Genomic DNA, 24838 nt, shown 5'->3' with positions numbered 1-24838 from the left:
AAAATTTATTTTGATTAAAATCTTATTTGAAACATTGCTATAAACTAAAAAGCTTATTCAATATAGATGATTTAGTCTTAACCACTAAACTAACTATATCAAAGGTCTAATATTAAAAACTTCTTTCAAAAATCAAACTTCAATAAACTATTAGAAAGTTCGATTGGGTAAACAATTATACTATGATTTTTATCCGCTTCTATTCCTCAAATCTGCGTCATCCGCGTTCCATTAAAGCCAAAAAATCCATTAACTTTGAAGCTTGTTGAATGGATAGATTAAGAATGGATTACCTCAAAGGACTGAACCCCCCACAAAAAGAAGCTGTAGAACATACTGATGGACCTGTGATGATCATCGCAGGTGCCGGATCGGGCAAAACCCGGGTACTGACTTACCGCATTGCCCACCTGATCCATGCCAAAGGTGTTGACCCTTTCCATATACTTTCCCTAACTTTTACCAATAAGGCTGCTGCCGAAATGAAAAACAGGATTGAACGATTGATTGGTCTAGAAGCTCGCAATACCTGGATGGGAACTTTTCACTCTACCTTTGCCAAAATCCTCAGAGTAGAAGCAGAAAAACTAGGCTATCCATCTAACTTCACCATCTACGATACAGATGACAGTAAATCACTGATTCGCTCCATCGTCAAAGAAATGAAGCTGGACGACAAAGTCTATAAGGCGAATACGGTTCTTTCGAGGATCTCAGGAGCGAAAAATAGGTTGATTTCTTGGGAGACATATCTTACCGACCCTTATATCAAAGCAGATGACGATGCAGCGATGAAGCCTCGGATGGGTGAGATTTACAAAACATACCAAAAGCGTCTTTTCAAATCCTCAGCAATGGATTTTGATGATTTGCTTTTCAATACCAACATTCTTTTCAGAGATCACCTCGACGTACTTAACAAATACCAACAGCGCTTCAAATATGTAATGGTAGATGAGTTTCAGGATACAAACCTCTCCCAATATCTGATCACCAAAAAACTTGCAGCTGTCCATCAAAACATCTGTGTGGTGGGTGATGATGCACAAAGTATTTACGCTTTCAGGGGTGCAGATATTCAAAACATCTTGAATTTTGAAAAAGATTATCCTGATCTTTTTGTAGTCAAACTAGAGCAGAACTATCGCTCTACCAAAAACATCGTCCAAGCTGCCAACAGCATCATTGCCAAAAATAAAGCTCAACTTCAAAAAAATGTCTGGACTCAAAACGACGAAGGCGACATGATCGAACTGATCAAAGCGAGTTCTGACAATGAAGAAGGACGTGTGGTAGCAACTACAATTTTTGAAGAAAAGAACAACAAAAAGCTCAATAACAGTGATTTCGCCATTCTCTATCGCACCAACTCACAATCAAGATCGATGGAGGAAGCTTTGCGAAAAATGAATATCACCTACAAAATTGTCGGTGGTCTTTCATTTTACCAAAGGAAGGAAATCAAGGACCTGATGGCGTACATGCGCTTTATAGTCAATAGAGATGACGAAGAAGCTTTCAAAAGAATCATCAACTACCCAAAAAGAGGCATAGGTGACACCACAGTAGAGAAAATGCTGGTGGCTGCCTACGAACACGATATCCCACTTTGGGAAGTGATGACCAATGCGAATAGCTTCCTATCAGGAAGAGCTTCCAATGCTGTGGAAGATTTTACTACGATGATCAAGAGTTTCAGTATCGAAGTGGAGCGTAAGGATGCATTTGAAGCAGCAACATCCATCTCGAAGCAATCAGGATTACTGCGAGATCTTTATGAAGATAAAACCATTGAAGGACTCAACCGCTACGAAAACGTTCAAGAATTGCTCAATGCCATCAAAGAATATGTGGACAATCCTGAAAATGAGGATAAATCCTTGGGAGCATTCTTGCAAGAAATCGCACTTTTGACTGACAATGATCGAGACAAGGACACCACGGATGCGGTGACCTTAATGACGATCCACTCATCCAAAGGCTTGGAGTTCAAGCAGGTATTTGTAGTCGGCATGGAAGAAGATCTTTTTCCATCACAGATGATGATGCAAAGCAGAGAGGATTTAGAAGAAGAAAGGAGGCTTTTTTACGTCGCTTCAACACGTGCCATGGACAAGCTCTACCTCACATATGCGCTCAGCAGGTACAGGTATGGGCGATTATTGAACTGTGAACCTAGCAGATTCTTGGAGGAAATCGACCCTAGCTGTATCAAAGTCAACAAGCGCATGACTGCATCACCCGCTGGAGCCTTGCGTCATGAAGGAAGCGAAGGCAGAAATGGATTTATCGGGATCAAAAAAAACCCAGCCATGCGCCCTCAATCTACCGCCAAGATACATACACCAAGTCCAGACTTCAAACCTTCCAACACCAACAACTTGGCCGTGGATATGCTGGTAGAGCATCCGAAGTTTGGTTTTGGAAAAGTTTCCAAAATTGAAGTCGAGGGAATCAATAAAAAAGCGACGATACAATTTGAGAATTTTGGAGAAAAAACTTTATTACTTAGCTTTGCGAAGCTTCGGATAATAGACTGACTTACTCAGGATTAAAAAATACCCCAAACTGAAACCATATTTTTTGTACCTTCAAGGAGGCGAAGCAAAAAGGTTTGGTTATGAAACAAATTGAAGACAACAAAAACACAGTCATTTTGAAAGAATACGGAAAGAATATCCAAAGACTGGCCATTCACATAGCCGGAATTGAGGATAGAGAGAGGCGCACACAGAGTGCTTACACTTTGGTCGAAATTGTAAAACAACTCAATCCAAGTCTCAAACAAGAAAGTGATCAAAAAATCTGGGATGACCTCTATATTATGTCAGACTTTGCCTTAGATGTAGATGGCCCCTACCCTATGCCTGAAAAGGAACTTTTAGGAAAAAAACCACTTTCCATTGGATATCCAATAGGAGAGGTGAAATTCAAGCATTATGGCAGAAATATTGAAAAACTAATCGAAAAGGCTGTTGAAATAGAAAATGATGAAGAGCAGGAGGCTGCCATAATTTATATCGGTCAGCTAATGAGAAGTTTCCATTCTACTTGGAACAGAGATAATTTTGACGATCAGATCATTTTGGATGATATCAAAACCCTTTCCAAAGGCAAATTGCACATTGATTTAGAAAAAGTGAAGGAAATGGGTCTCTTCGAAACTAATACAAGAAGGGATTTCAAAATTCCGGTAGAGGCTGAGAACAGTGGCAACAACAGAAGAAACTTTAGCAGCAACAGAAGAAGAACTAATAACGGGGGCTTCTCCAAAAAAAGACGGTAAATGGCTTCATTCAGAGTAAAAGGAGGGTTAAAGCTTAAAGGAGAAATCACCCCTCAGGGAGCAAAAAACGAAGCGCTACAGATTCTTTGCGCTGTCTTGTTGACTTCCGAAAAAATCACCATCAATAAAATCCCTAATATCCGAGATGTTAATAAACTGATAGAATTATTGGCTGACATGGGTGTGAAGGTGGAAAAAATTGGTCCAGAATCTTACACTTTCCAAGCTGACAAAATCGACTTGAAGTACTTGGATACGGAAGACTTCTTAAAGAAAGCATCTTCTCTTAGAGGCTCAGTGATGATCTTGGGACCTCTTTTGGCTAGGTTTGGCACTGGGAAATTATCAAAACCAGGAGGAGATAAAATCGGACGCAGAAGGATGGACACCCACTTCACTGGTTTTCAAAAACTTGGAGCAGAGTTTCACTACGATAAGAAGCGTGAAATCTATCACATCGATGGCAAAAACCTACAAGGTGCATACATGCTGCTCGATGAAGCTTCTGTAACAGGTACAGCAAATATCGTGATGGCCGCAGTACTAGCCAAAGGCAAGACCACCATCTACAATGCTGCTTGCGAACCCTATCTGCAACAATTGTGTGACATGCTCAACCGCATGGGAGCAAAAATCACTGGAATCGGCTCTAACTTATTGAATATAGAAGGGGTGAAATCGCTCAAAGGAACAGAGCACACGTTACTTCCTGACATGATCGAGATTGGATCTTTTATCGGCTTAGCAGCGATGACCCAGTCTGAAATCACCATTAAAAATGCTCAAATCCACAGATTGGGAATTATTCCTGATACTTTCCGAAGAATGGGCATCAACTTAGAATTTAGAGGTGATGACATCCATATTCCAGCACAGAAGCATTTCGAAATAGAAACTTTCATCGATGGCTCAATTCTGACCATTGCGGATGCGATTTGGCCTGGATTTACGCCAGATTTATTGAGCATTGTTTTGGTGACGGCAACACAAGCCAAAGGGACAGTTTTGGTACATCAAAAGATGTTTGAAAGTCGCTTGTTTTTCGTGGATAAGCTGATCGATATGGGCGCACAGATCATTCTTTGTGATCCACATAGAGCAACTGTAATTGGGTTGGACAGAAAATATCCACTGAGAGGTATCCGAATGACTTCGCCTGATATCAGAGCAGGAGTTGCACTATTGATTGCTGCGCTCTCAGCTGAAGGTACTTCAATCATCGATAATATTGAACAGATCGACCGAGGTTATCAATATATCGATCAGCGTTTGAATGCATTAGGAGCAGATATTGTGAGGATTGATTAAGATTAAAGTGATATAGTTTGATATATTGATATTAAGATATCAGTGAAACCACCAGCATAAATTTGTTGGTGGTTATTTTTTTACCTGAGGAAAAGCTTAAATTGTACCTTGTTCAACATCAAACATTTCCCCAATGAAAAAAATATCTCAAATATTAAGCTTAATCAGTTTTGCGCTACTGATCTCTTGTGCTTCCTCGGAATCAGAACTGACTACTCCACAAAAAGTAGCTGCAGCATATGGATTTGACAAATTCGAAAACCTCAACTCCATCGCCTATACTTGGAATGTCCAAGCTGGAGACGTGGTCCGTACCCGAGACTGGAAATGGAATATCAAGGATAGAACAGTCTACTTTGCTGATGCTGACACGAGTTACACTTATAGCTTAGATTTACCAAAAGACGAGCTTCCAAGAGCGGATGCAGCATTTATCAATGATAAATACTGGTTGATGTACCCTTTCCAACTGATTTGGGATACAGGTTATACTTTTGAAGAAGAGACTGAAGTCTCAGCCCCCATTTCTGGAGAAAGCAGCACCAAACTCACCATCATCTACAACAATGAAGATGGCTATACTCCTGGAGATGCTTATGACTTATACTTAGACGAAAAATTCATGATCAAAGAGTGGGTTTTCAGAAAAGGAAATGGTGCAGAAGGGCGAGCCTTTACTTGGGAAGCTGAGCGAGTATTTAATGGAGTCACTTTCGCCACAGAACATTTCAATGCAGATGGAGTGAAGTTTATTTGGTTTACCGATATCAAAGTGGATTAATCGATTTCGATAGCACAATTGAATCAATCTTCACCATTTCACCCATTGACAAAACCAAGAGTTATTTTTAAAGTCCTAAAAAAGAAAAAATCGCCAAAAAAAACTTCCCCAAAACGCTATCATATTGATCATAGCTTTGGGGAAGTTTAGCTTCAAATTTTGTCCACACTTAAATCAGCTTCCACAATATTGTACGAATAAAGTTAGGACTTCTGAGGTCTATGGTCTTTTGAATGTTGACCTGAATAAGGAATTACAAGGTCACAAAGCTGATTCCTATGTTGAAATACACTGCATTACCCAGACTGTTGATCATGCCATATTGCTGCTGTCCAAAGAAACCTCTGAAAAACTCTCGGCTTCCTTCCAATTCATCTGCATTGAAGGTGTAGTCTATCCTATAACCTGCCTGAAAATTCATCCAAAAAGGTCCCGATAGTTGCTTTTGATATTCAATTCTAGGTCTTAATTCACCTCTTCTGATTTCATAACTATTATTCCCTACTGAAAACTGATCGATTCTGTAAGATTGTCCTTCGAGCTCGTAACCGAACAACAAAAGGGAAGTCTTGCTAAAATTGTATCTTCCATGTGCTCTTGCAGGAAATAGAATCTCTGTGCCCCATTTTCTATCCGCACTCGTCACATCATACATCACTACTGGAACATAGTTGAGATTACCCACTCTGTAAGTTCTCGCTAGACCGAGTCCCCATCGCTTATTCTCACTCACACGCTTGGCATATACAGCCGCCAAACTCCACCTGACTGTATTGAAAGGCTGTAGATTCCAGCCATAATCTCCACTCATATCAAAAGATCCTTGAAAGATAAAGAAATTCTGCTCGCTAATAGGGACAAAGAAGGTATTAGTCCAATTCAAATTGTTCAAACCTCTTTCGTCTAATATCGTCGCTAAGCCAGTACCATTTCCTTGATTGTCTATATCAGAAATATTGTAGCCTGTGCGCATGTAGTTGATCCCCGTCTGCCAAACAAGATTACTTTTAGATATTACAGGAATGTTAGAATTGAAGCGAATTCCTCCAGTGAAATTCACTCTCCCGGTCTCTGATACTGGTGCATCTTCATCTACTCCCCATCCAGAATTGCCACTAGCTGGAAATCTCGTAGCAGACAAATTCATATTGTAGGGCAATTGTCTGTCGTATGATAAACTCAAGAAACGAGTAGGACTCAAGCCCACGATGGTAGGCTTAGCAAAGCGCTTGACCTTAGTATCATCTACCAACTCCAAATCTCCATAAATATCCCAATCATCATCGTCATCATCCTGTGCCAACAATGGACAAAGCCCTGTCATCAACAGGGCAATGCTTGCCAATAAGAGTTTTAATTTCATACTTGGCATAGATCAATTTACTTTTAGTCTTCTCCAGGTATCCGATCTACCGAAAGTCTTCACGCCTACATATCCTCTAATATCTAAAGTATTTTCGTCCTTCATGGTGATCACAGAACTGTATGTATTGCCTGTTTCTGGATCATAGATGGTTCCTTCTTCCCAAACCCCCTTACCTTTGTATTCAAAATCCTTCAACATTCTATATCCTCTCAAAGGCACATTCTTCATGCTTTCATCAGAATTGTTCACATCTGTCTTTGGCTTGCCAGTCTCAGGGTCATTGGGCTCTTTTAACCATACAATTCTTCCATAAAACTTTCCATCGATATTATCGATTTTTACTCTCGCCTTACCATTTCCCGGTTCCCATACACCTACGATTGCATCAGCATCCTGTGCCATAGCAAAGGTACCTGTAAATAAGAAAGCAATTATTGCGATTAATCTTTTCATAGTTATTTTGTGTTTAAGGTAATTATTTGATTCCTAATTCGAATTTCACTCTCAGTTGAAATTGTACATTTCCCCAAAACTCATCATCCAAAAGGTCGAAATCTCCAACAAAAGTGATTCTCCCATCTTCAAAAGCCTTGGCCAAATTCTCTTGCTTGTCAGCAACATTCAGGCCGATCCATTCCTTTGCTTGAAATTCACCTTCATGAAGGCCGAGTCTGATCATTGAGGTGTTTTTGGAAGTCATCTCCAAGACCATCTTTTCTAGCGCAGGTAAGTCATCAGATTCCTGCAGCATCACTTCTATAGAAGTGACTTTGGCTTTGCTGATTTTAGACTCCTCACCTCCCAATAATTCACTCAGGTCAAATTCCCAAGTAGCTGTAGTGGTATTGGCTCCCTCAAAAAGTGGGCCTTCAGCTAGTAGTTCCATGGTAGGCGTTTCTATTTCCTTGGTCTCAAGATTGGCGGAACATGCCCCCAAAAATAGCATCAATAGTAAGCTGTACAGGATTTTCTTCATTCGATTTTGCATAAGTGACATGTTAAGTTTACGGATCAAATCATAAAGTGATTCAAAAACATGGAAAATCAAATTTTTAACCACTCACAAGAAGACTTGTTCTATAAATCTGATTATTTGGATATCTTGTGTAGACAAAAGAAATACAGAATCCTTACAATCACAACATGAAGACCAAACTCCTCCAAATTTTCTTCTTCTTTTCTCCTTTTTTAATTTCTGCTCAGCAACTTGATGAAATTGAGCAAAAGCTTATCACGCAGATAGAAAAGCATTATGAAGAGACGGTCAAACTTCTGGAAGAAACTGTCAACATCAACTCAGGCACTTTCAATTTAGAAGGTGTCAGAGCAGTAGCTAAAGTATATGAAAGAGAGTTTGCTAAAATCGGTTTCCAAACTGAATGGGTTACACTTCCAGATTCACTGAGGAGAGCTGGACATTTTGTTGCTTCTCGCAAAGGAACAAAAGGTAAAAAATTATTTTTCATTGGTCATTTGGATACTGTTTTTGAAAAGGATATGCCTTTTTACCCGTTTACAATGGTGGATGAAAATACAGCCAAAGGTCAAGGTGCCAATGACATGAAAGGTGGAAATGCCATGATCTTTGCAAGTTTAAAAGCTTTGTATGAATTGGGCCTTCTAGACGATAGAACTATCACGGTGTACTTCACTGGAGATGAAGAAAATGCAGGCAAACCTAGCTGGGTCAGTCGATTAGATTTTGTAGAACGAGCCAAGCAGCATGATGTCGCATTAGGATATGAAACTGCCCAAGGATTCAACATTGCTACCGTTGCCCGGAGAGGGGCATCGGGATGGACACTCAAAACTACGGGTAGACAAGTACATTCTTCTGGTGTTTTCAAGCAGAATGCTGGCTTCGGCGCAATCTATGAAGCTGCAAGAATCCTCAATGATTTCAGGGTAGCGTTAGCAGACGAGCAATACCTCTCTTTCAACCCTGGACAAATCATCGGTGGTTCAGATGTAGCATATAATCCGATTAGTGGCAAAGGTGAGGCTTTGGGCAAAACCAATATCGTAGCTAGAGAAACTTTGGTTACGGGTGATTTGAGATTTTTGGGTGAACCTCAAAAAGAAGCTGCTAGGGAAAAGATGAGAGCCATAGTTTCAAAAAATCTAAATCAAACCAAAGCAGAAATCGAATTTGAAGATGGGATTCCCTCCATGCCCCCTACCGATGGCAATATGGCTTTGGTAGATATCCTCAGTCAAGTGAGTATAGATATGGGTTACGGAGAAGTAAAGGCTGGTGATCCGGGGTCGAGAGGTGCAGGAGATATTTCTTATGTCGCTGAATATTTGGACTGTATTGATGGAATTGGGGCGTCTGGCTCAGGCGCTCACTCTCCTAGCGAAACGATCAATATGAAGCAATACCCTGACTTGATCAAGAGAAGTACTTTGTTTGTGTATCGATTATTGAAATAAAGGTTGGGTTTTGACATAAAAGATTTGTCCTCAAAAAACCATGAACTCAATCTTTAGATATGCTGGATTAAAAATCTAGCTTAAAGATTAATACTTTAACGTTAACCCAAAAAATAATTAATTTAAAATTCAAAACTAAAGCTTACCTTTCAGGCTAATATTTATATGCTATGAAAAAGCTTTTCTTTATTCTATTCTTTTTACCCTTACTTTCTTTTGGCCAATTTTCCAAAGGAACAAAATATCTGGGAGGGTCCTTTTCTCTCGAGTCTTATAAGTATGATACTGGTGCTCGAATGACACCATACAACTTATTTTTTTCATCACAAGCTCATTTAGGGGTGTTTTTGAATGAGTCCATTGCCATTGGCCCAACAATTAATTTTAACAGAACCAAAATCCCAACTATTAATCCTGCTACCAATCTATTTGAAGACAGGAGAAGTAATAGTTTGGCAGGTGGAATTTTTGTCAGAAAGTTCTTTCCCATTTCAGAAGTATTTCTTTTCAGTTTAGAAGGAAGCGCTATAGTTGGACAGATCAATAGAGACTCTATGTCACAACATACTGAATCAAAAAGCACCATTTATAATTTCTCTATATTTCCAGCATTTATGTTTTTACCAAATGAAAAATGGGGCTTTGATGCAAATATTGGAACCTTTAGATATGGAGCTAACTATAGAAACCCTTTCTCAGAGGAAAGAAATTTTGAAGCTAGGCTTGGGCAGATTAATCTGGGAGCTAAGTATTTTTTTGGTAGGTAAACTTGAGAAGATCGAAAATCAAAATCCTGTATGCAAAAAATAGCATACAGGATTTTTGTTTAAAGGGAATTCTCTGATTCATTGCTAAAGCCTGCTAACATTTTTTATCTTTAAGCCTATGAAGAAATTACTTACCTCTATGTCTCTGGCTGGAAGTTTAGCATTAGGCTTTTGGGCATGCGACAGTAAATCTATTGAACCAACATCCGAAATGGAAGAAAATCACAAAGTAGTCGTTTATCAGGTTTTTACACGGCTTTTTGGAAATACCAATACTACCAATAAATCATGGGGTACCTTAGAAGAAAATGGTGTTGGAAAGTTTTCAGATTTCACTGAAAAAGCACTTCAAGAGATCAAAGACTTAGGAGTCACGCATATTTGGTATACAGGTGTGCCCCATCATGCCGTGATTAGGGATTATACAGCTTATGGCATATCCAATGACGATCCAGATGTGGTCAAAGGTCGAGCTGGATCGCCATACGCGGTCAAGGACTATTACCAAGTCAATCCAGATCTGGCTGATGATCCAAGCAAGCGGCTTGAGGAATTCGAAGCCTTGATCAAGCGAACCCATGCCCAAGGATTGAAAGTTCTGATAGACATCGTCCCCAATCATGTGGCAAGAAAGTACGAAGGCAAAAACAATCCTGAAGGAGTCAAAGACTTTGGAGCCGATGATGATACTAGTGTAGCATACAAAAGAGATAATAACTTCTATTACATTTCAGAGAAAGTATTTGAAGTTCCATTGCCACAAGGTGACTATCGTCCGCTCGGAGGGGAAAATCACCCCTTAGCTGATGGAAGTTTTGATGAAAACCCTGCCAAATGGACTGGAAATGGCTCACGAGAAGCTAGACCTGATTTCAATGATTGGTATGAGACAGTGAAGATAAATTATGGTATCAAGCCAGATGGGAGCAAGGACTTCCCTGAGCTGCCAGACTATTTCAGAGAAGCTGATTTTGAAGCACATTTTGAATTTTGGCAGGATAAAAATGTACCAGACTCATGGAAGAAATTCAGAGATATTGCCCTATTCTGGACAGCAAAAGGTGTGGATGGCTTTCGATTTGACATGGCGGAAATGGTTCCTGTGGAATTTTGGAGTTACATGAACTCCGCTATTAAGATGGCTAATCCTGATGCTTTTCTCTTGGCTGAAATTTACAATCCAAGAGAATACAGAAACTACATCCAATTGGGCAAAATGGACTATCTCTACGATAAGGTAGAGCTCTATGATACGCTGAAAAACATCATGCAAGGCAGAGGCTCCACTGACAATCTTATCCAGATTCAGCAGGGGCTTTCTGATATCAGTCAGCACATGTTGCATTTCTTAGAAAATCATGACGAGCAAAGAATTGCCAGTCCAGAATTTGCAGGAAAAGCGGAAATCGCCAAACCTGCTGCAGTGCTTTCGGCCACCGTCGATCAAGCACCAATGATGATTTATTTTGGACAGGAAGTTGGCGAGCCAGCGGTAGAGCATGCAGGGTTTGGAAGTGCGAGTAGGACGTCTATCTTCGATTACATTGGCGTTCCCCACCATCAAAGATGGATGAATGATGGGAAATTTGATGGAGGTCAACTCAGTACTTCTGAAAAAGAGCTCAGAGATTTCTATAAAAGATTATTGAATTTCACGATCAAAAGTCCTGCGCTAGCGGGCAATTATGCCGAAATACATGCTTTCAACAGAACCAATACAGCATGGTACAATGACCGAGTATTCTCTTATGTCAGGTGGTCGCATGATCAAAAACTCATCATCATTACCAATTTTGATCATAATGACACCTTTGGTTTTGACTTACAAATCCCTGCCAGCATCATCACCGCTTGGGGATTGGAAGATGGAGAATATGAATTGGAGGAAAAGCTATACCAGTCAGCCAAGGCGAAACTACATGTCCATGCTGGTCAAGGAACAGTCAGGGTAGATTTGAAAGCGCTGGAAAGTTGGATTTTGGAGGTTAAAGAAGTTGATTAGAAATTAAGTTTATTAAGTTATTGAGGGATTAGAGACTGGTTATTGATTTGGTTAAAGCCTAAACTGAATCATTGATTTGTTTGACTCCAGCTAAAGCAGGTGTCAATCGAAGTTGCGATTCTTTTCAATTGGAATGTTGCTTTTGCCCTCCCTTAGAACGGAGGGCTATTTGAATTAGCTTTACCTTAACCTTCAAATACCAAGATCTAAAGATACAATTGATACAAACAAACTGTATTTCCAAAAATACATTTTTACAATTTAATCGCATCTTCCAAGATGCGTTTTTAAATTTATTGTGTATCTTTGAAGATACAATGGAAGCATTATTAAATAGATATAGAAACTTATTACAGTCTGTGAAGACAGACTTTAAGAGAAGTCATTACCAGAAGATCAACTGGAGTGGCAGAGGAATTTGTATTTTGGGCGCTAGAGGAACAGGCAAATCAACATTGATGCTGCAATATCTCAAAGAAAACTTGCCACTTGACAAATCTCTCTACCTGAGTTTGGATGACTTATATTTCAAACAAAATAACTTGGTTGAACTAGCAGAAAGGTTTTATCATTTGGGAGGTAGAAATCTACTATTGGATGAAGTTCATAAATATGAGGATTGGCAAACTGCAGTAAAGAATATTTATGATTTCTATCCTGATCTGAAGCTTATCATATCTGGGTCTTCAATTTTGGAACTGCAAAAATCTCAAGCAGATTTGAGTAGAAGACTGGTCTATTTTGAATTATCTGAATTATCATTTAGAGAATACCTTAGTCTAAAATTGAAAATAAATCTGGAAATCTATTCTTTCGATACGCTCTTAAATGACCATCAGAAAATCACATATCAGATTCAAGAGTTGATACCCAATTTGATGTTGGAATTTGAATCTTATAAAAAAACTGGCGCTTATCCCTTTTTCTTGGAGGGTGAAAGAGATTATACTTCTAAAATCAATCAACTGATAAACGTCATCATTGATTATGATCTACCAGAAGGAAAAGACATATCTACAAGTACTCAGGCAAAATTGAAAAAGCTTCTTTATCTTCTTTCTACTTCTGTTCCTTTCAGTCCAAACATTACAAAACTTGCAGAAAAAACAGAAACGACAAGACCAAGGCTACTTGAAATGCTTCATATGTTGGAAGTGTCCAAACTAATCAAAAATCTGAGGAGCTCTTCTAAAGGAATAAGCATGATGAATAAACCAGACAAGATTTATCTCTCAAATACCAACCTTATTTATGCCCTCGCATTGGAAAACCAAAACCAAGGAAATATCAGAGAGACTTTTTTCTATAATCAACTTGAAAACAGTGGTGCATCTCTCACAACAGCAAAAAATGGTGATTTTTTAATTGACAATAAATTCGAATTTGAGATTGGAGGAAAAAACAAAAATTTCAATCAGATAGCCAATATTCCAGATTCTTTTGTAGCTGCTGATGAAATGCTCCATGGTATTGGTAACAAAATCCCATTGTATCTTTTTGGATTTTTATACTAAAAAAGCCCCAATCTAAAGGGGCTTTTTTGAATATTTACATATATCAATTCTACGAGAGCAGAAAAGTATCTAAAACCATTTTTTATACATAATTATTCAACATCACTGGCATCACCAACATCAAGATGTCTTCATTGTCAGATTTGTCAGAAGGCACGATGAGACCAGCTCTGTTTGGTGCTGAAAACTGAAGTGTTACCTCTTTGGAAGAAATATTATTCAGCATCTCTACCAAGAATTTTGCATTGAATCCGATCTCAATGTCTTCCCCATCATGCTCGCAAGATAGTCTTTCATTGGCTTCATTAGAGAAATCCAAATCTTCAGCTGAGATTTGCAATTCGCTACCCGCTAGCTTCAACCTCACCTGGTGGGTAGTCTTGTTTGCATAGATCGCGATTCTTCTTAGAGAACCCAAAAACTCAAGTCTATCAATCGTCATGTGGTTTGGATTGTCAACTGGGATGACATTTTCATAATCCGGGAAACGCTCGTCGATCAATCTACAGATCATTTTGATGCTCCCAAAATTGAAATATGCATTAGAGCTATTGAATTCTACAGTCACAGGGATATTCTCAGATGGCAAAGTAGACTTCAATAAGTTAAGCGCTTTTCTTGGAATGATGATGCTGGCAGCATCCTGCGAAGCCACATCCACTCTTCTGTACCTGATCAATCTATGTCCATCTGTAGCAACAAAAGTAGTATTGGTGCTGCTCAAGTTGATGTACACCCCCGTCATGGCAGGTCTCAATTCATCGTTGCTAGTTGCAAAAATGGTATTGCTAATTGCGCTACTCAAAACTTCAGTAGACATATCCACAGAGGAAGCATTGGTTACTGCGGCAATTTTTGGGAAATCCGTGGCATTCTCCCCTGCTAATTTGTAGCGACCATTATCAGAGCTGATCTCAATGCTGTAAGTATCATGATCAATGCTAAAAGTCACTGGCTGTTCAGGAAGGTTCTTGAGTGTTTCGATCAGAATCTTCGCAGGCACAGCAATGTTTCCATCTTCTTTCGCTTCCACGTCAATTTCTGTCATCATGGAAGTTTGCAGATCTGATGCTGTAATGGTCAATTTTCCTTCTTTGATTTCAAAAAGAAAGTTTTCCAAAATAGGCACAACCGGATTGGTAGTCACTACCCCGTTGATCGCTGAAAGCTGCTTTAATAAGGCAGAAGAAGAAACAATGAATTTCATATCGATAAGGCTTATTTAATGTCGAAATATTATAACAGGGTAAATTTATAAATAAAATCATAAAGACAGTCAATGACGGGAATTTTGATTGAAAAAAAGTGATGGAAACGAGGAATTCAAAAGGATGATGGAGGAAAGCTTCTCGCAAAGATTTCAAAGGAGCAAAGAAATGCTGAGAAATTTTAGGAGTGGTAGAAAATAGTCTACTAAAATGCGAAAGAAAACATCCCAATATCAAAAATGTAAAACAAAAAAATTTTAGAACAATGAACCTGCAGCTTAAAAGCTTATTAATTCATCAGGTTTTTGATATAAAGCCATTCAAATCCTAAATGAACAAACTACGAAGTAGTTAAACTTTTCAATAGCCGTGGGTTTTAAACCCACGGAAAAAAAATTATCGACAATCCACAACCCCGAAAGGGGTTGAACTCCTTTAATTGAAAAAAGTATCAACTATTTTCAGAACGTAACACGAAGGAGAGATCAATAGCTCTAAAATGATTAACCTTTTTGTGAATGAGAATTCGACCCTTCTAGGGTCGGAAGTTGGTAGTGACTTTGTCATTTTTTCCCACGGGTTTCACCCGAGGCTATTGAGAGGTTTGACCACTTCGTGGCCGGTGAATCGCATAAAAATAGATGTATCTAACGACGGGGGTCTGTCAGTTTTCTCAATATTTAAATCCGCCTCGACGGGCAAGTTTTTAAAGTCTGAAAATCAACATATTCATTTCAATTACATTCCTTTGCACCTTATCTGCCTTTGCGAGCAAACATCCAAACCAATGAAAGTAAACCCAACAATACCACTGGCAGCACCACATTGATCACTTGCCATTTTACTTTCTCTTGACTGACCTTTACTTTGTTGAGCGGACGGATTTGGAATTGCTTGGTCCTGCTGGCGATGATACCTTCTGGCTCGACCAAATAATTGATCATGTTTTGAAGCAATAACCGATTGCCATACTGCATATCACTGTAAGGATCCAAGCCTATTGGCAAAGGTTCGCCTGACCTCGGATCAAAAGAACTTTCAAATAGCCTTCCAGTACCTGCTACAAATACTTTTCCTTGCCTACTTGATTCCAAAAAACCTTCCTTTGGCATCCCATCAGGCAAAAATCTGTTTTTGAACAAAGATGTGAAGTCTCCCTCCAGTAAATAAAGTAGCGGGAGGTTTTGTAAGGCATAGGATTCCAAGTCAGGTCCATCCTCCATATCCTGAAAAGCAACCCGAACAGGTGCTGCTAGTTTCTTTCCAAAATCAGATCCAAAGATCAAGGGCGTTTTCTTCACACCATCAGCTTTGACTGTATCTAAGCTTGAAGTAAATCTAAAAACGATCTGATCTAGGCCTTTGGAAACAGGATGCTTTGCCATCCTCCCTGCGGCAATGTAAAATGGCCAAGGCAAAGGAACCAACTGCTGCTGATCCCCAAAATTACCTGCCATCACAGGGTGGTATCCAAAATTCATGTCTTGAACAAAATCCTTGTTGACCCGAATACCATACCTAAAGAGCAGCTGATCCAGCCCATTATCGAAGGGCATAGCCACTGTTCCATCTCCACCAGCTTCATCCATATCATAAGCCAAAGCATTGGGCAAAATGACAAGATTCCCGCCTCTCATCAAGTATTGATCGACAATGTAAATTTCTCTCTCTGAATAAGTCTCCTTCGGACCAGCTATGATCAGCACATCGAAGGGATCCAAATCTTCTACCTTTTTTGCTTGCTCCAATGGAATCTTGAAAACTTCAAAATCCTCCACCAATGCTTCTACGATCCCAAACCCATCATCCCCCTCCAACTCACCATTGCCCATCAACATGCCGACTGCATATTGTTGCTTACTGACAAGTTTACGGATAGCATTGATCAATTCAAATTCAAGATTTTCGACAGAGTTATTTAATATCTCGTCAGGCGACATCCCTTTTTCACCTTTCAGAATCAACGCTCCAGCTTCGTACTCAGGATCCTTGACAAGCACGCCAGGAAAAATCATTTTTGTCTTTTGACCCCCATCTTCTGTGACAAACAAATTGGTGGGTTGTATTCCATATTCTGTCAATGCCACTACAAAATCCTCTTGTTCTTCCTGAGGCAAAGTCAAAGGATCTAAATAGTAAAAACTGATTTTCTGAGAACTGTAAGCATTGAATGTTCTAACTGTTTGCTCGATCGATCTTTGCAATCTTCGCATCCCTCCAGGCAGGTTACCTGAGAGTAAAATTTCCACTTCGAGAGGATCTTCCAAGTTCTCCAAAACCTCAATTGTTGCAGGATGTAGCGAATATCTTTTTTCTTCTGTCAAGTCAATTCTAAAATCAATCAGACTGAAAAGCACATTGATGACAACGATGGTCAGGAGGATGACACCGAGTATTTTGAGGATTTGCTTGCTGCTCTTATTTTTCATTTTCTTCGAATCAAAATAACAGTCAAACCTAACATCAATATCATGATGGAGAGAAAGTAAGCTACATTTTGCGCTTCGATCACTCCCCTACTCATACTTTCATAGTGGTAACTCAAACTCAACTCCTCCAGCAAAAGTGCAAAGGAAGACATCACTTGCAGCTGAACCAATGCCGTCAATCCGAAGTAAAGCAGGAAAATCATAAAAACTCCCCAAATAAACGCGATGATCTGATGGCTTGTCAATGCGCTGGCAAAAATCCCAATGGAAGCGAAGACCGCCCCAATCAGCAAAAGTCCAATCCAAGATCCAAAGAATCCAGCATGATCAATATTCCCTACAGGTTCACCTAGCTGCACAATGCTGTAATAATAGACTAAAGTGGGTAACACGGCGATAAAAACCAGTGTAAAAGCAGCTAGAAATTTTGCCAGTATAATTGCCAAATCTCCTAGTGGTGAAGTTCTCAAAATTTCCCAAGTCCCTGATTTCCTTTCTTCCGCAATCATCTTCATCGTGATCGCAGGAATCAGAAAAGTGAAAACATAAGGTGTATAGACAAAAAGTGGCTCCAAATCCGCGAAACCATAAGCCAATACTGACGAGTCAGGAAAAACCCAGACCATCAAACCAATGGAAATCAAGAAAACAGCCAAAATCAGAAACCCAGATAGGTTTCCAAAAAATGTGTTGATTTCTTTCCAATATAATGCGCGCATCAAATTATTTACTTTGGGTGATTTGTTGAAAAATAGATTCCAAATTCTTTTCCTTTTGCTGAATACTAATCAAATTCAACTCTTTTTCTTGTACAATTTGAAGTAAAGCTTTTCTTCCGACACTTCCATCTTCAACGAGAATCGAAACAGCAGATTGCTTGTTAGGCACAAATTCAACTTTTCCAATCCCCTCAAACCAATCCAATTCTAAAGACTCTTCTGTTTCTAAAGTCAGCGCTACTTTACCCGCTTCAGACTTTAGATTGGATAAAAGGTCAGAGGCTACGATCTTTCCTTTGTTGATAATCACTACTTTCTCGCAGATGGCTTCCACTTCCTGCATGATGTGGGTACTGAGGATCAGGGTTTTTTCCTTGCTGATTTTCTTAATCAAAGCACGTATTTCCACCAATTGATTAGGGTCTAGACCTGTGGTCGGCTCATCCAAGATGATTACTTCAGGATCATGGATCAGTGCTTTGGCTAAACCAACACGCTGTCTGTATCCTTTAGAAAGTTGATGGATCTTTTTGTGTGCTTCTACCTCCAAACCACAAAGCGGAATCAATTCATCGATTCGCTTTTTTGCTTGCTGCCCCTTTATTCCATAAAGTCCTGCTATAAATCCCAAAAACTCCTTTACATACATCTCCAAATACAATGGATTGTGCTCTGGAAGGTAGCCAATCAGCTTAGAAACTTCCTTGGGAGATTGTAAAACCGAAATGCCATTGATCAGCACATCTCCTTCATCTGGGAGAAGGAAACCTGTGGCAATTTTCATGGTGGTAGATTTCCCCGCGCCATTAGGTCCTAAAAAACCCAAAACCTGCCCTTTTTCAGCTTCAAAGGAAACTTGGTCAAGGGCCTTTTGCTGCGCATAGATTTTGGTGAGATTCTGAACGATCAGGGACATAGTCGATTGATAAGGAAATTCTCCGACGAAGTTAAGCAGATGTAGGGAAGTAGCAAAAAAATGTTTTGGTCTGGGTAAAAAGGACTATGTGAATTGGGAGAAAATATCAAATTCATTAGTTTTTGGATACCGGAATTGGTTCGGAATAATAATAATTAAGACAAGACCAAAACCTTATCGTCCCATCAATCAATAACATTAAATCTTATCAAATCCCCCTTAATATATGATTCGTCATCTTGATTTTTTGAATTATAGGAAATCCACAGTCCTTCTGAAAAAACAAATGAAAATCCCACATTGTAAATATCCTTTTTTGGTAATGTGATTCTAGCTAACTGGTTTAATTCTTTATCAAAAATAGTCACATGAATGGTATTGTAATTCACATAATGAAAATCTTCTTCTGTTGACCCTGGTCTTGGAGGACTACTTAATGTTAAATACAATTTCCGAGTTTCGTCAAAATAAATCTTAAAATAAAAAGGATTATCCATCATAAACCTTTGTTTCTCTTCATGAGAAACCTCTCCAAAAGGAACCATTTCGGAAACAAGTTTATTATTCCCGTATTGTAAATGACTTTTAATTGTTACTTTATCAGAATTAAAATCATAGCTAGTAATTTTTGGACTTCCTGAAAAAAATATAAACTAAATAACCCTGATTCAAAATGGCAGATGTCAAAAACAGTTTATTTAGATCTAATCTCTGATTTAAATATTCTTCTGGGTAGTAAGTGGGTAGAATCTTACTTTTTCGAGATTTTATAGAGTATTTACTAAAAATACTTTTCTTATCCTTCTGATTAAAAGTTTGATGATAGATAATGATCTCTTTATTTATTGAGTTATATAATAACTGAGAAGAGAATTCCATCGAGGGCATATTTCTATAAACTTTTTCAGAATCTAAAAATGAAAGGCTATTTTCTAGATTCGAGTATCTGTCTATCAATTCCCCCTCTGAACTCAACAAAGCAATACTCAGATTGTCTTCTGAAAAAAATATCGAATCTTTATTATGGTAATAAAAAGATCTTATTCCATTTACTGCATTTAGACCATTGAATTCAAATTTAATAGGACTCAGTCTTTCTTTCATTTTAATATCAATTATTTCTAAACTATGACTGAAAACATTAAAAACAAACAAAGAATCGTTTTTTACTTGATTAAAATAATAGAACTGAGAAAGTTTATCCTCAGTATTAATAAAATACTCTCGGACACTAAATTCAACCTCTTGCAGTCCGATTGTTGAATCATCAGATCGATTACATGAAATAAGTAAGAGTGCAACAACTACTAAAGAATTTATCAATTTCATAATTTAAAATTAATTACTGAGATTCTGTTCGAAGTCAACTCCGAACAGAATCTTACTCAAATAAATATTATCAAGCTCCGATAGGTTTCGTTTTTGATTTTGCACAAAACTGAGAGCTTGAATTTGTCTTGCATTCTTTACCACTATTATAAGGGCAATCAAAATAATACCAATTTACTTTTTCGCCACCGCCATCGAGTATTGGCTCAATATTAGCGTCTTGAGCAATGTTTTGACTTAAAAAAAAGCTGGAAAACATCACTACAGTAAATAAAATTACTTTTTTCATAATTAAATAATTTATTATTTTAACAATTACCCAAACCAACCATTGGATGGGTTGAACTAAAAATCAAGCGCTCTATTTAATTCTTTGGTAAACTAGTAAATTTTACCCCCCAATAATATTTAGTTGAAAATTATTCAAGACAAAGCATAACTTATTGATAGTCAATTTAAAAAATTTTAGTTTCCAAAACTAATTTTACCAATTCCTGCATAGCTTTACCAGATTTGGTGGCCACTTCTACTACATCATCATGTGCAAAGAGCTTGTTGTCAGTTGGATTGCATTCATTGGTAATCACGGAGATGCCGAGAACTTTCATCCCCATTTGATTGGCAGCGATCACTTCTGGGACAGTACTCATCCCTACGGCATCACCACCCAGAGTTCTGTAATACTGGATTTCTGCTTTTGTTTCTAGACTTGGACCAGTCACTCCTGTATATGTTCCCTCTCTTAGGTTGATTTGTAAAGATTTTGCCTTTTCCTTAGCTAGGTTTCTCCACTCTAGATCATAAGGCTCACTCATATCGGGAAACCTTACTCCAAAATCTGTGGCATCTTTGCCTCTGAGTGAATTAGATGGAAACTTGTCGATATGATCTGTGATCAGCATCAAATCACCCACTTTGAAATCAGGATTTAAGCCACCCGCAGCATTGGATACGACCAAGTTCTTTACTCCCAGCAAACTCAAAACTCTTAAAGGAAATACTGTCTCACCCAATTCATAGCCTTCATAGTAATGAAACCGCCCATTCATTACCCAGATCCATTTGTCTCCAACCTTACCCAGCATCAACTCACCTGAGTGACCAGCAACTGTAGAGACAGGGAAATATGGAATCTGGCCATAAGGAATGGAAACAGCTTCTTCCAAAACCTCCACAAACCCACCCAAACCAGAACCCAAAATCACCAAAGTGTCTGCTTCTTTAGCAACTCGAGATTGGATGTATGCAGCAGCTGATTTTGCTTTTTCGAAATAGGTCATGGGGAATAGTTGAAAGGTTATAAAGTTGGAAGGTTTGAAGGTTGTTGATTATTAGTTGATTGGGTTATTGGGGTGAGGTTGTGCATTTTTTGATTTTATTATATTTTTTCTGGTTGGTGTAATTGTAATAAAGTAGCAGAGAATGTGATAAATAGTTTCCCTTTTCAATCAAAATCATCACTAGTGCGCAAGACAAAAAATTTCATATCTCAAGTCCCATATCATCTGTATCTAGTATCGTTATTCTTACTTCTTTCTCTAAACTCTTTTCTCTTGCTTCTCAAATCTCAATTCTCTCACCTCTACCGACCATATTCACTCATCAACACCTCTTACTTGGTACTTGGTACAATAAAACTACCCTTCCCGCTTTACCAGCTCTTTAATGATCAAGGACATTTTGGGTTCGGCGATGGCGGCAGCAGCTAGTACCTCTGCGATGCTCACTTTCTTGATATTCCCTGGAGAACACAAGTCTGTGATGGCTGATATTGCAAAGACTTCCATATCCATGTGCCTTGCCACGATGACCTCTGGAATCGTACTCATCCCTACCGCATCTGCTCCGATGGTCCTCAGATATTTATATTCCGCTTTGGTTTCTAAGTTAGGCCCCTGTACGCCAGCATAAATACCCTGATTGATTTCCAATTTATTTTCCTGAGCAATCTCCAAAGCGCTGTTGATCAGCTTCCTGCTATATGGCTCACTCATATCTGGGAATCTCACGCCGAATGCATCCAAATTCTTCCCCCTCAGTGGATTTTCAGGAAAAAGATCAATATGGTCATTGAGTATCATCAGCCCACCAACCTGATAGTCGGGATGTAAACCACCTGCTGCATTGGAAACAATCAGCTGCTTGACACCCAATCGCTTCATCACGCGCACTGGAAAAGTCACCTCTTTCATAGAGTAGCCTTCATAATAGTGAAATCTCCCTTGCATAGCCAATACTCGCTTACCCGAAAGCTTCCCAATGATCAACTTCCCGCTATGACTCTCCACTGTAGAAACAGGAAAAAATGGAATTTCCTGATACGGAATCTCATGCTCGATTTCGATCTGTTGTATCAACTGCCCCAAGCCAGTCCCCAAGATAATTCCAATGGAAATTGGATCTACAAATACTTGGTGAATATGATCTACGGCATGTTGTACTTGGGTTGTATAGTCTATTTGAGGTTCCTGTCGCATTACTTTAAATTTTGGTCTAAAATAAGGAATTCATTTTTGTTTAAACTATTCCGCCTTTACTTTGTATTTGTTCCTAAAGAAAAAATTATGATCAAAATTATTGTAGGCACCAACCGCAAGAATTCACTTTCGCGACAACTCGCTGGTATATATCAAGAAACCTTAGCTTCCATGGAAGTAGCATCGGAAATTTTAGATATGCGAGATCTGCCAGCGGATTTTATTTTTTCAGCACTCTACGAAAACAATGGAAAAAATCCTGGCTACAATGCTTTTCATGATCAAGTCAGGACAGGAGAAAAATTTGTGTTTATTGTCCCAGAGTACAATGGTTCCTTCCCAGGAATATTGAAAGCTTTTATTGATGGGATGACATATCCCAACACTTTTAGAGATAAAAAATGTGCCCTGATGGGGATATCTTCAGGAATAGGCGGGGGTGGCATCGCATTGAGCCACCTCACCGACATCTTCCATTACCTAGGGATGCATGTACTTCCCCTCAAACTCAAATTTGCGAAGATCGAGGAAAATATGTCAGATAACCTGCTCACCAACAGGCTGTACATGGAATTGCTTCGTTCCCAGGCTGAAATGTTGATTAAGTACTAAGACTTAATCAACATTGTCATGTAGAAATCTATTGTTCTTCAAGAATTCATTGTCATCAGTCAGATTGAATCTTGAGATGCTTCTCTCAGAACTGTGCTGCACATCATTCAGCTTCACTTGTCTTCTCACATAAGCTGGAGTTTCCAACTTATCCTTGAATTCCTCTGGGTTGTGCGCATTGTTTTTTAAGCTTTTCAACTTCTCAAAACGCTCATGTGCTCTTTGTATGGCCTTCTGCTTCAATTGCTCGTAATAGTCATTGCTGTAAGCAGGGCTTTCAGTTGGCGTTTCTTCTTTTTGTGAAGCTTGTAGCTCTGGCTCTTCCTCTTCCAATGCAAAGACCTTCTTCTCAGGCTCTGCTGCATTGGCTTTGACAAACTCAAATTCCGGTTCCTCTTCTTGCTCCACCTCTATTTGCTTAGGCGTTACAGATTGCGCTGATTCAACAGCTTTTGGTTGCTCTAGGTTGAAATTATTCTCTGCAGGAGTTGGAAAAAGAGGCTTTTGGAAAGTGAAGGTAAACGTCTGTCCAGACTGAGCTGTAGCATTTTCCTCTACGCTTGACGTTTTGCCAGACTCGAGGTGAATTACTTTTTTGACATTCTCTTCTTCAATAGCTTCTGATACTTCTACTTTTTTCTCCTCTTTAGTTTCTACAGCCTTAGCTGCTGTAGGGGTCGTCAAGCTATCCATCTCAAAACCTGTAGCAATTACAGTTACACGGATGGCTTTAGCTAAATCTTGATCAATACCTTGACCGAAGATCAACTCTGCATCAGCACCTGCACGCTCTTGGATGTATTCCGTGATTTCGCTCAATTCGTCCATAGACAATTCCTCTTCCTCACCAGACATGATGGAAAGCAATATTTTCTGAGCACCCTTGATATCCACATTGTTCAAAAGTGGAGAGGCGATTGCTTTCTCAGCAGCTTTGATCGCTCTGCCTTCGCCTTCTTCTACCGCAGAACCCATTACCGCAGCCCCAGCATCCTTCATGACTGTCTTCACATCTTCAAAATCCACATTGACGTCTTGATGAACAGTGATGATTTCAGCAATTGACTTGGCTGCCGTGGTAAGGACATTATCAGCTTTAGCAAAAGCAGAACGGATAGCCAAATTACCGTAGACTTCTCTCAATTTGTCATTGAGGATCACGAGAACGGTATCACAGTTTTCTCTCAAAGCTTCAATCCCTGCTTGTGCGGAAGACATTTTCTTTCTTCCCTCAAACATGAACGGAGCCGTCACGATCCCTACCGTGAGGATATCCAAATCCTTGGCAATCTTGGCGATCACTGGAGCAGCACCAGTCCCAGTACCACCACCCATACCAGCGGTGATAAACACCATCTTGGTATTATCAGACAGCAACTCTCTGATCTCTTCTTTGCTTTCCAAAGCGGCATTCCTACCTCTCTCTGGATTGGCACCCGCTCCAAGACCTTCGGTTAGGTTGGCACCTAACTGCAAGCGCAAGGGCACTGGGCTACTTTTCAAAGCCTGCGCATCCGTATTGACTACTACGAATTCCACATCTTTGATACCTTGATTGTACATGTGGTTCACCGCATTGGAACCACCTCCTCCAACACCTATCACCTTGATGATAGATTTGTGATTTTTTGGAAGATCAAACTTGTAATCTTTCATGTTATCTGACATTTTGAAATTATTTGTTGGTGAAC

At 39.2% G+C, this 24838-nt stretch carries 22 protein-coding genes; 9 read left to right on the top strand and 13 right to left on the bottom strand.

Annotation, left to right across the window (positions count from 1 at the left end; all coding sequences use genetic code 11):
- Positions 1-284: 284 nt before the first annotated feature.
- From CHB66_RS02770 to CHB66_RS02755, 4 genes are all read left to right on the top strand, one after another.
- Complete coding sequence (locus tag CHB66_RS02770; RefSeq protein ID WP_089238076.1) at positions 285-2540, top strand: ATP-dependent helicase; 2256 nt, start codon at positions 285-287, stop codon at positions 2538-2540.
- Positions 2541-2620: 80 nt separating this feature from the next.
- Complete coding sequence (locus CHB66_RS02765) at positions 2621-3286, top strand: DUF4290 domain-containing protein (protein ID WP_089237743.1); 666 nt, start codon at positions 2621-2623, stop codon at positions 3284-3286.
- Complete coding sequence (gene murA, locus CHB66_RS02760; protein WP_089237741.1) at positions 3287-4594, top strand: UDP-N-acetylglucosamine 1-carboxyvinyltransferase; 1308 nt, start codon at positions 3287-3289, stop codon at positions 4592-4594.
- 133 nt (positions 4595-4727) lie between these two features.
- The gene (locus CHB66_RS02755) at positions 4728-5375 is read left to right on the top strand and encodes a hypothetical protein (RefSeq protein ID WP_089237739.1); all 648 of its coding nucleotides are present in this window, start codon (positions 4728-4730) and stop codon (positions 5373-5375) included.
- Positions 5376-5628: 253 nt separating this feature from the next.
- Here CHB66_RS02755 and CHB66_RS02750 read toward each other — a convergent pair whose 3' ends face one another.
- From CHB66_RS02750 to CHB66_RS02740, 3 genes are read right to left on the bottom strand one after another with little or no spacing between them, the layout of a single operon-like run.
- Positions 5629-6738, bottom strand: coding sequence for a DUF6268 family outer membrane beta-barrel protein (locus tag CHB66_RS02750; RefSeq protein WP_245812654.1), 1110 nt, complete (start codon positions 6736-6738; stop codon positions 5629-5631).
- 12 nt (positions 6739-6750) lie between these two features.
- On the bottom strand, positions 6751-7194 hold the full coding sequence (locus tag CHB66_RS02745; protein ID WP_089237737.1) for a DUF2147 domain-containing protein: 444 nt from the start codon (positions 7192-7194) through the stop codon (positions 6751-6753).
- Positions 7195-7216: 22 nt separating this feature from the next.
- Positions 7217-7717: a hypothetical protein gene (locus tag CHB66_RS02740; RefSeq protein WP_089238071.1), complete on the bottom strand. Its 501-nt coding sequence runs from the start codon at positions 7715-7717 to the stop codon at positions 7217-7219.
- Positions 7718-7884: 167 nt separating this feature from the next.
- Between CHB66_RS02740 and CHB66_RS02735 the strand changes: the two genes are divergently transcribed.
- The 4 genes from CHB66_RS02735 (at position 7885) to CHB66_RS02720 (ending at position 13457) form a co-directional block, all read left to right on the top strand.
- Complete coding sequence (locus CHB66_RS02735) at positions 7885-9174, top strand: M20/M25/M40 family metallo-hydrolase (RefSeq protein ID WP_089237735.1); 1290 nt, start codon at positions 7885-7887, stop codon at positions 9172-9174.
- Positions 9175-9344: 170 nt separating this feature from the next.
- The gene (locus tag CHB66_RS02730; protein ID WP_089237733.1) at positions 9345-9941 is read left to right on the top strand and encodes a hypothetical protein; all 597 of its coding nucleotides are present in this window, start codon (positions 9345-9347) and stop codon (positions 9939-9941) included.
- A 118-nt stretch (positions 9942-10059) separates the two neighbouring features.
- Positions 10060-11943: an alpha-amylase family protein gene (locus CHB66_RS02725; protein ID WP_089237731.1), complete on the top strand. Its 1884-nt coding sequence runs from the start codon at positions 10060-10062 to the stop codon at positions 11941-11943.
- A 317-nt stretch (positions 11944-12260) separates the two neighbouring features.
- Positions 12261-13457, top strand: coding sequence for an ATP-binding protein (locus CHB66_RS02720; RefSeq protein ID WP_089237729.1), 1197 nt, complete (start codon positions 12261-12263; stop codon positions 13455-13457).
- An 82-nt stretch (positions 13458-13539) separates the two neighbouring features.
- Here the strand turns inward: CHB66_RS02720 and dnaN are convergent, their stop codons facing one another.
- From dnaN to CHB66_RS02675, 9 genes are all read right to left on the bottom strand, one after another.
- Positions 13540-14664, bottom strand: coding sequence for a DNA polymerase III subunit beta (gene dnaN, locus CHB66_RS02715; RefSeq protein WP_076500064.1), 1125 nt, complete (start codon positions 14662-14664; stop codon positions 13540-13542).
- Between the two features lie 756 nt (positions 14665-15420).
- Positions 15421-17094, bottom strand: coding sequence for a gliding motility-associated ABC transporter substrate-binding protein GldG (gldG, locus tag CHB66_RS02710; protein ID WP_089237727.1), 1674 nt, complete (start codon positions 17092-17094; stop codon positions 15421-15423).
- Positions 17091-17813, bottom strand: coding sequence for a gliding motility-associated ABC transporter permease subunit GldF (gene gldF / locus CHB66_RS02705; RefSeq protein WP_089237725.1), 723 nt, complete (start codon positions 17811-17813; stop codon positions 17091-17093). The genes gldG and gldF overlap by 4 nt, the downstream gene beginning before the upstream one ends.
- 4 nt (positions 17814-17817) lie before the next feature.
- Entirely contained in the window at positions 17818-18729 is a 912-nt protein-coding gene (gldA, locus tag CHB66_RS02700) for a gliding motility-associated ABC transporter ATP-binding subunit GldA (protein ID WP_089237722.1), read from the bottom strand.
- Positions 18730-18914: 185 nt separating this feature from the next.
- Entirely contained in the window at positions 18915-19355 is a 441-nt protein-coding gene (locus CHB66_RS02695; protein ID WP_394335270.1) for a DUF4221 family protein, read from the bottom strand.
- Entirely contained in the window at positions 19348-20058 is a 711-nt protein-coding gene (locus CHB66_RS02690) for a hypothetical protein (RefSeq protein ID WP_089237719.1), read from the bottom strand. Before CHB66_RS02690 ends, CHB66_RS02695 begins: the two co-directional genes overlap by 8 nt.
- A 70-nt stretch (positions 20059-20128) precedes the next feature.
- Positions 20129-20347 carry a hypothetical protein gene (locus tag CHB66_RS02685; RefSeq protein WP_089237717.1) on the bottom strand — a complete coding sequence of 73 codons (219 nt, stop codon included), beginning with the start codon at positions 20345-20347 and terminating at the stop codon, positions 20129-20131.
- Positions 20348-20513: 166 nt separating this feature from the next.
- Positions 20514-21338, bottom strand: a complete 825-nt coding sequence (locus CHB66_RS02680) for a purine-nucleoside phosphorylase (RefSeq protein WP_089237715.1) — start codon at positions 21336-21338, stop codon at positions 20514-20516.
- Positions 21339-21695: 357 nt separating this feature from the next.
- Positions 21696-22535: a purine-nucleoside phosphorylase gene (locus CHB66_RS02675; protein WP_089237713.1), complete on the bottom strand. Its 840-nt coding sequence runs from the start codon at positions 22533-22535 to the stop codon at positions 21696-21698.
- An 87-nt stretch (positions 22536-22622) separates the two neighbouring features.
- Here CHB66_RS02675 and CHB66_RS02670 point away from each other — a divergent pair, with 87 nt between their 5' ends.
- Complete coding sequence (locus CHB66_RS02670) at positions 22623-23147, top strand: NADPH-dependent FMN reductase (RefSeq protein WP_089237711.1); 525 nt, start codon at positions 22623-22625, stop codon at positions 23145-23147.
- A gap of 3 nt (positions 23148-23150) precedes the next feature.
- Here CHB66_RS02670 and ftsZ read toward each other — a convergent pair whose 3' ends face one another.
- Positions 23151-24803, bottom strand: coding sequence for a cell division protein FtsZ (ftsZ, locus tag CHB66_RS02665; RefSeq protein WP_089238069.1), 1653 nt, complete (start codon positions 24801-24803; stop codon positions 23151-23153).
- Positions 24804-24838 lie beyond the last annotated feature (35 nt).

It is taken from the genome of Belliella buryatensis (assembly GCF_900188245.1).
GTDB lineage: Bacteria > Bacteroidota > Bacteroidia > Cytophagales > Cyclobacteriaceae > Belliella > Belliella buryatensis.
Note: the sequence above shows the minus strand (reverse complement) of the source record. Positions and strands in the feature narration are given on the sequence as shown.

What these genes read in the sequence shown, in the direction of transcription:
- CHB66_RS02770 (WP_089238076.1), top strand. Translation starts at nt 285, where the DNA reads ATGGATTACCTCAAAGGACTGAACCCCCCACAAAAAGAAGCTGTAGAA.
- CHB66_RS02765 (WP_089237743.1), top strand. Translation starts at nt 2,621, where the DNA reads ATGAAACAAATTGAAGACAACAAAAACACAGTCATTTTGAAAGAATAC.
- murA (WP_089237741.1), top strand. Translation starts at nt 3,287, where the DNA reads ATGGCTTCATTCAGAGTAAAAGGAGGGTTAAAGCTTAAAGGAGAAATC.
- CHB66_RS02755 (WP_089237739.1), top strand. Translation starts at nt 4,728, where the DNA reads ATGAAAAAAATATCTCAAATATTAAGCTTAATCAGTTTTGCGCTACTG.
- CHB66_RS02750 (WP_245812654.1), bottom strand. Translation starts at nt 6,738, where the DNA reads ATGAAATTAAAACTCTTATTGGCAAGCATTGCCCTGTTGATGACAGGG.
- CHB66_RS02745 (WP_089237737.1), bottom strand. Translation starts at nt 7,194, where the DNA reads ATGAAAAGATTAATCGCAATAATTGCTTTCTTATTTACAGGTACCTTT.
- CHB66_RS02740 (WP_089238071.1), bottom strand. Translation starts at nt 7,717, where the DNA reads ATGAAGAAAATCCTGTACAGCTTACTATTGATGCTATTTTTGGGGGCA.
- CHB66_RS02735 (WP_089237735.1), top strand. Translation starts at nt 7,885, where the DNA reads ATGAAGACCAAACTCCTCCAAATTTTCTTCTTCTTTTCTCCTTTTTTA.
- CHB66_RS02730 (WP_089237733.1), top strand. Translation starts at nt 9,345, where the DNA reads ATGAAAAAGCTTTTCTTTATTCTATTCTTTTTACCCTTACTTTCTTTT.
- CHB66_RS02725 (WP_089237731.1), top strand. Translation starts at nt 10,060, where the DNA reads ATGAAGAAATTACTTACCTCTATGTCTCTGGCTGGAAGTTTAGCATTA.
- CHB66_RS02720 (WP_089237729.1), top strand. Translation starts at nt 12,261, where the DNA reads ATGGAAGCATTATTAAATAGATATAGAAACTTATTACAGTCTGTGAAG.
- dnaN (WP_076500064.1), bottom strand. Translation starts at nt 14,664, where the DNA reads ATGAAATTCATTGTTTCTTCTTCTGCCTTATTAAAGCAGCTTTCAGCG.
- gldG (WP_089237727.1), bottom strand. Translation starts at nt 17,094, where the DNA reads ATGAAAAATAAGAGCAGCAAGCAAATCCTCAAAATACTCGGTGTCATC.
- gldF (WP_089237725.1), bottom strand. Translation starts at nt 17,813, where the DNA reads ATGCGCGCATTATATTGGAAAGAAATCAACACATTTTTTGGAAACCTA.
- gldA (WP_089237722.1), bottom strand. Translation starts at nt 18,729, where the DNA reads ATGTCCCTGATCGTTCAGAATCTCACCAAAATCTATGCGCAGCAAAAG.
- CHB66_RS02690 (WP_089237719.1), bottom strand. Translation starts at nt 20,058, where the DNA reads ATGAAATTGATAAATTCTTTAGTAGTTGTTGCACTCTTACTTATTTCA.
- CHB66_RS02685 (WP_089237717.1), bottom strand. Translation starts at nt 20,347, where the DNA reads ATGAAAAAAGTAATTTTATTTACTGTAGTGATGTTTTCCAGCTTTTTT.
- CHB66_RS02680 (WP_089237715.1), bottom strand. Translation starts at nt 21,338, where the DNA reads ATGACCTATTTCGAAAAAGCAAAATCAGCTGCTGCATACATCCAATCT.
- CHB66_RS02675 (WP_089237713.1), bottom strand. Translation starts at nt 22,535, where the DNA reads ATGCGACAGGAACCTCAAATAGACTATACAACCCAAGTACAACATGCC.
- CHB66_RS02670 (WP_089237711.1), top strand. Translation starts at nt 22,623, where the DNA reads ATGATCAAAATTATTGTAGGCACCAACCGCAAGAATTCACTTTCGCGA.
- ftsZ (WP_089238069.1), bottom strand. Translation starts at nt 24,803, where the DNA reads ATGAAAGATTACAAGTTTGATCTTCCAAAAAATCACAAATCTATCATC.